Source organism: Pantanalinema sp. (assembly GCA_036704125.1).
Taxonomy (GTDB): Bacteria; Cyanobacteriota; Sericytochromatia; order S15B-MN24; family UBA4093; genus JAGIBK01.
In genome coordinates, this window is sequence record DATNQI010000022.1 from 1 (window position 1) to 10,824 (window position 10,824).

A 10,824-nucleotide genomic window follows, 5' to 3' on the forward strand; every position below is an offset into this window, starting at 1 on the left:
ACCCCGGGGCCTACTTCCACGACGGCCGCGAGGTCACGGTGCCCGCGGGCCACGTCTTCGTGATGGGCGACAACCGCAACAACTCGGCCGACAGCCACGTCTGGGGCTTCTTGCCCACCAGGAACATCATCGGCCGCGCGGCCGTCCGCTACTGGCCCCCCTCCCGCGTCGGCCTGCCGGGCTAGCGTCTCTTCGGGCTTCCCGACATGGCGAGACTTCCCTGTGCCTTCGCCCTCTTCCTGGCGCTGAGCTTGCCGGCTTTCGCTCAGGCCCCCTCCGTTCGCATCGGGCTGGCCGAGGCCGTTCCACGCACCACCCTCGCCACCTCGGTCGGCGGGGCCATCGTGGATGCGACCGGTCGGATCCTGGCCCGGACCCGCGCCATGGAGGCGCTGGAGGTCAAGCGAGAGGGCGCGGGGGTCGCCCTGTACGGCTCGATGGGCCGGGTGGCGTCCGATCGCTTGCCGCTGCGCCTGGTGTCGCTGCCTGACGCGGGCGAGGTCGGGCTGGTGTTCGGGGCCGGTCGATGGTACCGCGGCGAGATGGAGCTTCGAGCGACGGGGCATCGGCTCACCCTGGTCAATCACGTCCCCTTGGAGCACTACCTCTACGGGGTGGTGCCGGCCGAGATGAATCCTCGCTGGCCGCTCGAGAGCCTCAAGGCCCAGGCGGTCGCGGCTCGCACCTACGCGCTCGCCAAGCTCGGCCAGTTCGCAAGCCGCGGCTACGACATGAAGCCCACCACCGAGAACCAGGTCTACCGCGGGGCCGGGGTCGAGCGGGTGCCGAGCAACATGGCGGTGGATCAGACGCTCGGTCAGGTGCTCACCCATGGCGGCCGGGTGATCGCGGCCTACTTCCACTCCTCTTCCGGCGGCTTCACCGAGACGGGGGCCGCCGTCTGGGGCGAGCCGCGCCCCTACCTGCAGGCGGTGCCCGACTTCGACCAGCAGAGCCCCCGCTACCTGTGGCAGAAGAACCTCGGGGCCCCCGAGCTCCGGCACGCCCTGGACCGCAAGGGCGTGCGGGTGGGCGAGTTGCTGCGCTTCGAGGTGCTGGAGCGGACCTACTCGGGGCGGGTCAAGCGGGTCAGGGTGGTCGGCACCCAGGGCCAGGCGGACGTCTCGGGCGACGCCGTTCGCCAGGCGGCGGGGCTCTACTCGACCCTCTTCAACGTGCTCGGCTACGGGGGCGGTTCGGGACGCCCCGCGGCCTTCGCCTTCGCGGGGCGGGGCCACGGCCACGGCCTGGGCCTTTCGCAGTGGGGGGCCAAGAGCCTCGGCGAGCGGGGCTACGGCTACGCCCAGATCCTGGCGCACTATTACCCGAACTCGCAGCTGTCTTCCATAACCTCCGAGCCGCGGGCGCTTCTTTCCGAGCCGCGGGCGCTCAGCCAGCCGCAGGCGCTCGCGGGGGGGATCCAGTGACGTTTCCCGCCTGGGCGCACTACCTGGTCTACGCGGCCGAGGCCTGCGCCCTCTACCTGGCCTGGCGGCAGTACAACCGCCTGCGGCCGGGATCGCCCATGCCGCAGAGCTACCTGCTGATCGTGGGAATCCTGCTGGTCTTGCAGCTGTACGGAGAAGCCTGGCGCCGTTGAGGCCAATGAAGAGCGGGGTTCGCGGCCATCAGGCCGCGAACCCCGCTCGGGACCTGGCTAGCGCCCTGCCCCCACCAGGAGCGGCGGCAGGCTCGCTGTCAGGGGGGGGAGTGACCCGGCCGGCCGGGGGCTGTTCGCCTGGGCTTCCTTGAAGAAGGCGATCGATTCGAGCAGGGTCCGGGCCTGCTGTTGCAGCTCGCCGGTCGCCTCGGCGATGAGGCTCGTGGCGCTCGCGGCCTCCTGGGCCGAGCGGTTGATGTCCTCGACCGCCTGGACGACCTGCTCGCTGCCGATGCGCTGCTCGCCGGTGGCCAGGGAGACCTGGTGGGTCATCCGGCTCATGTTGGCGATCGCGAGGATGATCTGCTCCGAGCCCGCAGCCTGCTCCTTGGTGGCCTCCGTGACCTGAACGGTCAGGCCGCTCATGTGGCCGACGGCGCCGATGATCTGCTGGGAGGCGCTGGCCTGCTCCTGGGTCGCCTGTGAGATCTGGTGCATGAGCTGGCCGACCTGCTCGACGGAGGCGACGATGGCCACGAGCGAGCTGCCGGCGCTCTGGGCGAGGCGCATGCCGTCCTGGATGCGCGCGTCGCCCTGCTGGGTGGACGTGATCGCCTGGCCGGTCTCCTGCTGGATCCCCTTGATGAGGGTCGCGATCTCGCCGGTGGCGCGGGCCGAGCGCTCGGCGAGCTTGCGGACCTCGTCGGCGACCACCGCGAAGCCTCGGCCGTGCTCGCCTGCGCGCGCCGCCTCGATGGCGGCGTTGAGGGCCAGGAGGTTGGTCTGCTCCGCGATGTCGTCGATCACCTGGACGATGGCGCCGATCTCGCGCGAGCGCTCGCCCAGGCCCTCGATCGCCGCGACGACCGTTCCCATCACCTGGTTGATCTGGGTCATCCCTTCGATGGTCTGGCTCACGGCCTGCTGCCCGCCCTGGGCGGCCTCGTTCGCCCGGCTTGCGACCTGGTTGGCCTGCGCGACGTTCGAGGCGACCTGCTGGATGTTCGTCATCATCTGCTCGATGCTCGCGGAGGAGTGCGAGACCGAGGCGGCGAGCGTGTCGGAGTTCTTGGCGACCTGCTGGATGGAGGCGGCCATCTCCTCCATCGCCGAGGAGGTCTCTTCCACGTTGCCGGAGAGGGTCTGGGCATTGTTCGCCACCTGGAGGATGCTGGCGGCCATCTCCTCCATCGACGCCGAGGTCTCGGCGGCGCCGGAGGCCTGGACCTGGGCGGACTGGGCCAGCTGCTCGGAGCTGACGCCGATCTGCTGGGCGCTGGCGGCGACGGTGGTGGCGACGGTGCGCACGCTGTCGATGATCCGGCCGAGATTCGCGGTCATTTGCCGGAAGCTCCGGGCCATGTCGCCCAGCTCGTCGCTGGTCGTCACCTCGACCCGCTGGTCGAGGTCGCCGTTGGCGATGCCGTCGGCGGCCGCGGCGATGACCTTGAGGTTGCGGGTGATCTGGCGCGACAGCATGAGCCCGATGGTGAGGGCCGCGAGCAGCACCACGACCAGGACCGCGACGGTGACGCCGAAGGCCGTCGAGAAGTCCGAGGCGGCGCGCTTGCTGGCCGCGGCGCCCCCGTCCAGGTTTATCCGCATCAGCTCGCCGATCCCCTTGTACAGCCCGAAGAAGGCGGGGAGGGCCTTCTCGATGTTCACGCGCTCCGCCTCCTTCATGCGGCCCGAGCTGCGGAGGCCCTGGACCTCGCTGACGTCTGCCTGGAACTTGTCGTAGGAAGCGGCGATCGAGTCGAAGAGCTCGCGCTCGTGTGCGGCACTGGCGGTGATGGTGGGCGCGTAGAGCTTCAGGTGCTTCTCGAACTCGTTCTTGGCCTCTGCCATCTGGGTCTCGACGCCGGGGACCCGGCCCGGATCGCGCTCCAGGAGCAGGCGCAGGTTGGTGCGCTGGATCTCGCTTGCCGAAGCGCGCAGGTTCCCCACGTACGAGGTCGCGACCAGCCAGTTATCGGCCATCTCGCGGGTGGCGCCGTTGACCTTCTGGAGCTGGACGAGCGAGAAGGCGCCCAGGAACAACGCCAAGAGCGCCACTCCCAGGAAGCCTGCGAGCAGTTTCCTGCCGATCGTGAGTCTCATGATTTTGTGAACTCCTTGCCGTGCTGGCGGCCCTGCGTCAGAAGCCTGTGGTCCGTCAGGACTTCCTGGTGCCATTCGGCTACGTTATGTTAGGGTCAGGCCGGTGAACAGGGGCTTTAGTCCTAATTTTTGCCCCAGCGTCCTGGGCTGCCGTCCTCCTGGTAAGATGGAGTCGAGAAGGCGCGAGCGCGCGTGGGGTAACACTTCCTTGAAGCTTTCAGACTACGACTTTCACCTCCCGGAGGAGCGCATCGCGCAGGCCCCAGCGCCCGAGCGCGACCTGAGCCGGCTTCTGGTCGTGCACCGCGACACGGGCGCGCGCGATCACCGCCGCTTCCGGGACATCCTCGACTACCTTTCGCCGGGTGATCTGCTGGTGCTGAACGATACCAAGGTGATCCCCGCGCGCCTCTACGGCACCCGGCAGACCGGCGCGCGGATCGAGGTGCTCCTGCTCGAGGAGACCGAGCGCGATTCCTGGGTGTGCCTGGTGCGCCCGGGGCGCAAGGCGCCGGTGGATACCGTGATCAGCTTCGGCGAGGGCTTCTCGGGCCGGGTCGAGGAGGTGCTGAGCGATGGCAGCCGGGTGATCCGCCTGACGTCAACGGCCGAGCCCACCATGGCTGCGATCGCCCGGTACGGCGAGCTGCCCCTGCCTCCCTACATCCAGGCCAAGGCCGAGGATCCGGGGCGCTACCAGACGGTCTATGCCCGCGAGGAGGGGGCCGTGGCCGCGCCGACCGCCGGCCTGCACTTCACCCCGGCGCTGCTCGAGGCTGCTCGCGCCAAGGGCGTCGAGATCGCGCACGTCACCCTCCACACCGGCATGGGGACCTTCAAGCCGGTGAGCGCCGAGGACCTGACGGCGCACGAGATGCACGCGGAGCGCTACTGCCTGGGTGCCGAGACGGTCGAGGCCGTCGCTCGGACCAAGGCCCGCGGCGGCCGGGTGATCGCGGTCGGGACCACCGCGGTCCGGACCCTGGAGCACTGCGCTTCGAGCGGGGAGCTGAAGGCGGGATCGGGCGAGACCCGCATCTTCATCTACCCGGGGTACCGGTTCAAGGTGGTGGATGCCCTGGTCACCAACTTCCACCTGCCCAAGTCCACCCTCCTGATGCTGGTCTCGGCCTTCGCCGACCAGAAGCGCCCGGGCATGACCGGCGGGCGCGAGCTGATGCTCGAGACCTACGCCGAGGCGATCGCCCTGGACTATCGCTTCTACTCTTTCGGGGACGCGACCCTGATGCTGTAGGCCTCAGGGGCGATCGCCGTCGCGATCGCGCAGGCTGCCCTTGAGGCAGTCGCACTCGGCGCAGCGCGCCACGGAGCTGTTGAAGCGCCCGCACTTGCCGCAGTACCACTCGCTGACGAACGAGCCGGGGCCGGCCAAATCCTGCGCCACCTCGCTCCACTGGAGCGGGCGCGTGCCGGGCGCGCGGCGCCCTCTCGGTTGTTCATGGTTCATCGGCGGTTCCTCGCGGCACGCGGTCGATCGGCTAAAAACTAGCGGCATAAGATTTGCTCTGTTGACGTTCAATCATCATATACACATATCCGATCCGTTCTCTCGGTCCGACGGCGCATCTTCACGAAACATTCGGGCGCTGGCGAGGGGGCCGGGGTGGCCCGCTTGTGCCGCTGGGGAGCGAGGGGTATAATCCAGCCAGGATCTTTGTTTGGAGGAGTAACGAGATGGTGAACCTTTCCCCCGAGGCCACGTCCAAGCTGATGGTGACCGTGACCCCCGAGGCCGCGACCCATATCAAGGAAGCGCTAGGCGCCCAGTCGCGCAGCGATCTCGCGCTGCGCCTCTACATCAAGCCGGGCGGCTGCAACGGCTACGGCTTCGGCATGGGCCTCGACTCCGCCAAGGCCGGCGATCTGACCTTCGACCACGAGGGCATCCCCGTGGTGATCGATCCCCACAGCGCCCCCTACCTCGAGGGTGCCGAGGTCGGCTACCGCGTCGAGGCCATGGGCGGCGGCTTCACCATCACCAGCCCCAACACCACCTCGGGTGGCGGCTGCGGGTCGGGTGGCTGCGGTTGCGGCTCCGCCAAGAGCGAGGAGGCTCCCGCCGCCAAGTCCGGCGGCTGCGGCTCGGGCTGCGGCTGCGGCTAACTCCCGTCACTTCACCGGCGCCCGGCCTGCATCGCCGGGCGCCGCTTTTCGTTGGCCCCCCTCTCTTGGCCCCCCTCTCTTGGCCCCCCGATCTCGCCCTAAGGAGCCCGCCTCATGCTCGTCGTCATGGTCCAGGATGCCCAACCCACCGACGTGGAGCGCGTCATCGCGGTGATCCGCGAGATGGGCTTCGAGGCGCGCCCCATCCCGAGCGAGCGCCGCACGGCCATCGGGGTGGTCGGCAACGACCGCCGCGTCGACTCGAGCACCATCGAGGGTCTGCCCGGCGTGGCCGAGGTGATCCACGTCTCGGCCCCCTACAAGCTCGTCAGCCGCGAGTGGCAGGCCCACGACACGGTCATCACCCTGCCGAACGGGGTGGAAATCGGCGGCTCCGAGATCGTCGTGATGGCGGGGCCCTGCGGGGTGGAGAGCGAGAGCCAGCTGATGGAGACGGCCGAGGCCGTGGCCAAGGCAGGGGCTCGCGTCCTGCGCGGCGGCGCCTTCAAGCCGCGCACCAGCCCCTACTCCTTCCAGGGCATGGGCCTCGAGGGCCTCAGGCTGCTCGCCAAGGCGCGCGACGCTTACGGCCTGGCCGTCATCACCGAGGCGATCGACCCCGAGAGCCTGGACCTGGTGGAGGAGTACGCCGACATCATCCAGCTCGGCGCCCGCAACATGCAGAACTTCGCGCTGCTCAAGCGGGCCGGCCGCGCCAGGAAGCCCGTCATGCTCAAGCGCGGGCCGTCGGCCACCCTCAAGGAGTGGCTGCTCGCCGCCGAGTACATCCTCGCCGAGGGCAACCCCCAGGTGATCATGTGCGAGCGCGGGGTGCGCAGCTTCGAGGACTACACCCGCAACACCTTCGACCTCAACGCCATCCCGGTCATCAAGCAGCTCTCGCACCTGCCGGTGGTGGGCGACCCCTCGCACGGCACCGGCCGCCGCGAGCTGGTCGGGCCGGTCTCGCGCGGGGCGATCGCGGCGGGAGCCGACGGCGTCATCGTCGAGGTCCACCGCAACCCGGTCGAGGCCAAGAGCGACGGGATGCAGAGCCTCTATCCGAAGCAGTTCGAGGAGCTGATGGCGGGCCTGCGCGCCACCGCCCAGGGGCTCGGCCGCGCCCTCTGATTCATCCCGGCAAATGACCCCGTCCCGCAAGGGGCGGGGTCATTTGCCGACGAAGATCCGGCTGGGGAAAGGGGTCCTGGGGCCCACCAGCTTGGCGTAGGTGGTCTGGTCGATCATCTGGCCCGTGACGATCGCGCCGTCCCTGACGGTCAGGGCGATCGCCCGGCTCGGGCCGAGGCGGGCGATGAACAGGAGGCCGCCCGTCCCCAGCCAGATCTGGGTGGGCCGCTGGATGGCCAGGGCCACCTGATCCAGGCTCACGTCGGGCAGCTCGGTGTAGACCCGGATCCAGCCCTGGCCTGTGGGCCCCGCCGAGCCGTCCTTGAGCACGATCTCGTCGCCCAGCGCGCTGACGGGCGGCTTGTACCGCGCGATCACCCGCTCGCCCGGAGGCGCAGGGGTGGGCTCCGGGGTGGGCGCGGGCGTGGGTGGCACGATGGGGACGGCTTCCTTCAGGTCGATCCGGACGGAGGACTGGCGGTAGGGGGCGGCGGCCTCGCCCACGATCAGGGTTGCCTCGGTGGCCTCCTCGTCGATGGGAAACACGAGGGTCGCCTTGAGGGTCACCCCGCCTCCGGTCGGCAGGAAGTGGGTGGTGCGGTCGGGGGCGGCACCCTTTGCGGGGGGCGCCGGCACGAACATGACGCTGCCCTCCGAGCCGGGCTCCAGGTGGATGAAGAGGCGCCTGGCGCCGATCCGGTTGTCGATCGCAAGGGTGAGGCGCACGTTGCGCTTGCTGCGGGCGACCTCGCCGAGCTGCACGCCGAAGTCCTCGATGGCGCTGGCCTGCGGAGCGGCCGCGGTCGGCATCGGGCTGGGGGTGGCCAGGGCGCTCGCGAGCATGAGCGCCAGTGACAGCTGCGGGAACACGCCTATCCTCCAAGTCGGGTCTTACTCTATTTACCCGAGCCAGCGTCTCTCGTCGAGGGGCCAGCTTGTGCTAGCATGACCGCATGCAGAATTTTCGAGCCTTCGCCGAGTCCCTCGCCACGGGTGCCGGAAGCATCCTGCGCGAGCACCACGGTAAACGTCACCACATCGAGTACAAGGGTGAGATCGACCTGGTCACCGAGGTCGATCGCGCTTCCGAGGCCTACATGCGCGCTCGCCTGGCCGAGACCTTCCCGGATCACGAGATCCTGGGCGAGGAGGAAGGCCTGAAGACCTCGGGCTCGGCCTATCGCTGGCTGCTGGACCCGGTGGACGGCACCACCAACTACGCCCACGGCTTCCCCTACTACTGCGTCTCGGTCGGCCTGGAGCACGAGGGCCGGATCATCGCGGGGGCGGTCTACAACCCGATCCTGCAGGAGCTGTTCAGCGCGGCGCTCGGAGAGGGCGCCACCCTCAACGGCGCGCCGATCAGGGTTTCCGAGGTCTCCGAGCTGCGGCGATCCCTCTTGACCACGGGTTTCCCCTACCACGTCATCCAGGAGGGGAGCAACTTGCCCATGTTCACCCGCTTCCTCTATCGCTGCCAGGCGGTGAGGCGGGCGGGCTCGGCGGCCCTCGACCTGTGCCACGTGGCCTGCGGCCGTTACGACGGCTTCTGGGAGCCTGGCCTTTCGGCCTGGGACGTGGCGGCGGGCTCGCTGATCGTCCAGGAGGCGGGCGGCCGCATGAGCGATTACCGGGGCAACCCCTTCGACTCCTACGCCAAGGAGCTGCTCGCCTCCAACGGCCTGCTGCACGAGGCCATGCAGGCGGTCCTCACCGAGGATATCCCCGACTGAAGCGGAGGTTTGCCATGAAACGCGCTTTGGCCCTCACCCTGATGGCGGCGACCCTGTCGACGACGGGGGTGGCGCCCTTTGCCGCGCCCGCTCTCGCCCTCCCCTTCGCCATGGATTCCGAGACGCAGGTCCGCCAGGCCTTCGAGACGACCATGCAGGAGTATCGCCAGGCCCTCGCCGAGGGGGCGGGGCCCGACTGGCAGACGTATTTCGATCGCTTCGAGGCCTTCCGGGGCAGGCTCAAGGGCAAGGCCTGGGAGCGTCGCCTGGAAGCCGTCCTCGTGGACTGCGCCGCCCGCGCGGGCTCGCCGGTCGAGGGGCGTGGCGTCCTCGACGCCGACGCGCCCGACTGGCTGCTCTTGGCCGGGGGGCGCGCGCTGTCGATGGCGGCGCCCGCCGAGGCCCGCGAGGCCTATGGCCGCTTGATCGAGGGCTTCCCCAAGAGCCCGCTCGTCGGCGAGGCGCGAATGGCCCTGGGTGAGCTGCTCTTGCCGGAGGATCCCTCGGCCGCGGCGCGCCACCTCACCCCGCTCGCTCAGAGCGGGGCCTCGGAACCGCTCGCCGAGCGTGCGCTCTTCCTGCTCGGGACCCAGGGCCCCGAGCAAGAGCGACTGTCGCGCCTGCGCGAGCACCGCGCGCGCTACCCGAAGGCCGCCAACCGCTTCGCGGTGGCCCGGGCCATGGCCGGGCTCGACGGCCTGAGCGCGGCCGAGCGCCTGGATCTTTCGGGCACCCTGCTGGAGGCGGCCGAGTACGGTCCCGCCGAGCGCCTGCTCAAGGGCCTCGATTCGGGGCTCGCGACCTTCCGCCGGGGGCGCGCCGCCTGGCGCCAGGGCGACTACGATCGCGGCGTGGCCCTGCTCAAGAAGGCCATGAGGCTCGATCCGTCGCTCAGGCCTCGTGCCCTGGTGACCCTCGGTCAGCTCGAGGAGAAGCGCAAGCGCCGTCCCCAGGCGATCGCCTACTACCGTCAGGCCGCGCAGGACAAGGGCGATGCCGGCCTCGACGCCTTCGTTCGCTGGAGCGCCCTGTACCGCCGGGTGGACGACGAGCAGAACGCCCGGGTCGTCGATTCAGGCCTGATCCAGGCCTTCCCCCGCTCCGAGGAGGCGACCGAGGCGCGGTGGCGCTTCCTGTGGCGGGCCTACCAGGCCAAGCGCTACGGCGAGGCCAAGCTGTGGGCGAAGCGGATGGGCGACGCCGTGCTGGTCAAGGTGCAGGGCCCCTCGGGCCTGTACTGGCTCGGGCGGCTCGCCGAGCGCGAGGGGGACCGCGCCGAGGCGCGCGCGAGCTACCAGCGCGTCCTGTCCAAGAACCCGCGCTCGTACTACGCCTGGCGCGCGCGCTTTCGCCTGGCGGCCCTGGACCGGGGCGAGGCCGATCCCGGCTTCTCGGTGCGCCCGGTCGAGGTCTCGCCTCGCGCCGAGGACCTGACGCCTCTCTTCGAGGCCAAGCCCCAGGGCGACTACCTGCGTCAGCTCGCCGCCTTCCCTGCTCCGGTAAGAGAGCTGGCCTACCTGGGCCAGGTGGACCCGGCGCTGCGGCACGCGCAGCGCACGGGGGCCTCGGACGACCTGAAGGCGTGGCTCTCCCTGCAGGGCGGGCGCTACTCCAGGGCGATCGTCTTCTCGGAGGGCACCGACCCCTACCTGAGCTATCCGCTGGGCTACTATCCGCTGGTCAAGGCCGCGGCGGAGCCGCAGGGGATCGATCCGCTTCTTCTGACCTCGCTGGTCAAGCAGGAGAGCCTCTTCGACCCGCAGGCGCGCTCGTGGGTGGGGGCCCTGGGCCTGAGCCAGCTGATGCCGGGCACCGCCGAGTGGGTCGGCAAGAAGGTGCCGGGCCCCGTCCGGAAGCTGACGGACCCCTTCTGGAACCTCAAGCTGGGGGCCTACTACCTGGGGTGGGTTCAGAAGCGGCTGTCGGACCAGCCGGTCTTCGCGGTGGCGGCCTACAACGCGGGCCCCAACGCGGTCAAGAAGTGGATCGACGCCAACGGCCAGGAGGACGTGGACGTGTGGGTCGAGCTGATCCCCTTCCCGGAAACCCGGCACTACGTCAAGAAGGTCTTCTCGAACTACTGGACCTACCGGGCGCTGTACGGCAAGTAGCAAAAAGGGGGGCGGCCGAAAGGCC

At 69.9% G+C, this 10,824-nt stretch carries 11 protein-coding genes; 8 read left to right on the forward strand and 3 right to left on the reverse strand.

Going from position 1 to position 10,824, the window contains the following annotated elements:
- The 3 genes from lepB to V6D00_03270 all read left to right on the forward strand — a co-directional run.
- A partial coding sequence (gene lepB, locus V6D00_03260; protein HEY9898181.1) for a signal peptidase I occupies window positions 1-185 on the forward strand: 185 nt, incomplete at its 5' end.
- A gap of 21 nt (window positions 186-206) precedes the next feature.
- Window positions 207-1,427, forward strand: coding sequence for a SpoIID/LytB domain-containing protein (locus tag V6D00_03265; protein ID HEY9898182.1), 1,221 nt, complete (start codon window positions 207-209; stop codon window positions 1,425-1,427).
- Window positions 1,424-1,600: a hypothetical protein gene (locus V6D00_03270; GenBank protein HEY9898183.1), complete on the forward strand. Its 177-nt coding sequence runs from the start codon at window positions 1,424-1,426 to the stop codon at window positions 1,598-1,600. Before V6D00_03265 ends, V6D00_03270 begins: the two co-directional genes overlap by 4 nt.
- A 57-nt stretch (window positions 1,601-1,657) precedes the next feature.
- Here V6D00_03270 and V6D00_03275 read toward each other — a convergent pair whose 3' ends face one another.
- Window positions 1,658-3,700 carry a methyl-accepting chemotaxis protein gene (locus tag V6D00_03275; GenBank protein ID HEY9898184.1) on the reverse strand — a complete coding sequence of 681 codons (2,043 nt, stop codon included), beginning with the start codon at window positions 3,698-3,700 and terminating at the stop codon, window positions 1,658-1,660.
- Between the two features lie 208 nt (window positions 3,701-3,908).
- Between V6D00_03275 and queA the strand changes: the two genes are divergently transcribed.
- Entirely contained in the window at window positions 3,909-4,955 is a 1,047-nt protein-coding gene (gene queA, locus V6D00_03280) for a tRNA preQ1(34) S-adenosylmethionine ribosyltransferase-isomerase QueA (GenBank protein HEY9898185.1), read from the forward strand.
- Window positions 4,956-4,958: 3 nt separating this feature from the next.
- Here queA and V6D00_03285 read toward each other — a convergent pair whose 3' ends face one another.
- Entirely contained in the window at window positions 4,959-5,168 is a 210-nt protein-coding gene (locus tag V6D00_03285) for a hypothetical protein (protein HEY9898186.1), read from the reverse strand.
- Between the two features lie 227 nt (window positions 5,169-5,395).
- On the opposite strand from V6D00_03285, the gene V6D00_03290 reads away from it, so the two are divergent.
- Together V6D00_03290 and aroF are read left to right on the forward strand one after the other, a co-directional pair.
- Window positions 5,396-5,824 carry an iron-sulfur cluster assembly accessory protein gene (locus tag V6D00_03290; protein HEY9898187.1) on the forward strand — a complete coding sequence of 143 codons (429 nt, stop codon included), beginning with the start codon at window positions 5,396-5,398 and terminating at the stop codon, window positions 5,822-5,824.
- Between the two features lie 114 nt (window positions 5,825-5,938).
- A complete protein-coding gene (aroF, locus tag V6D00_03295; protein ID HEY9898188.1) occupies window positions 5,939-6,955 on the forward strand; it encodes a 3-deoxy-7-phosphoheptulonate synthase in 1,017 nt (338 codons plus the stop codon).
- Between the two features lie 39 nt (window positions 6,956-6,994).
- Here the strand turns inward: aroF and V6D00_03300 are convergent, their stop codons facing one another.
- On the reverse strand, window positions 6,995-7,825 hold the full coding sequence (locus V6D00_03300) for a hypothetical protein (protein ID HEY9898189.1): 831 nt from the start codon (window positions 7,823-7,825) through the stop codon (window positions 6,995-6,997).
- An 83-nt stretch (window positions 7,826-7,908) separates the two neighbouring features.
- Here V6D00_03300 and V6D00_03305 point away from each other — a divergent pair, with 83 nt between their 5' ends.
- Both V6D00_03305 and V6D00_03310 read left to right on the forward strand, forming a co-directional pair.
- Window positions 7,909-8,688: an inositol monophosphatase family protein gene (locus V6D00_03305; GenBank protein ID HEY9898190.1), complete on the forward strand. Its 780-nt coding sequence runs from the start codon at window positions 7,909-7,911 to the stop codon at window positions 8,686-8,688.
- 14 nt (window positions 8,689-8,702) lie between these two features.
- Window positions 8,703-10,799, forward strand: coding sequence for a transglycosylase SLT domain-containing protein (locus V6D00_03310; protein HEY9898191.1), 2,097 nt, complete (start codon window positions 8,703-8,705; stop codon window positions 10,797-10,799).
- The last annotated feature ends 25 nt before the right edge of the window (window positions 10,800-10,824 follow it).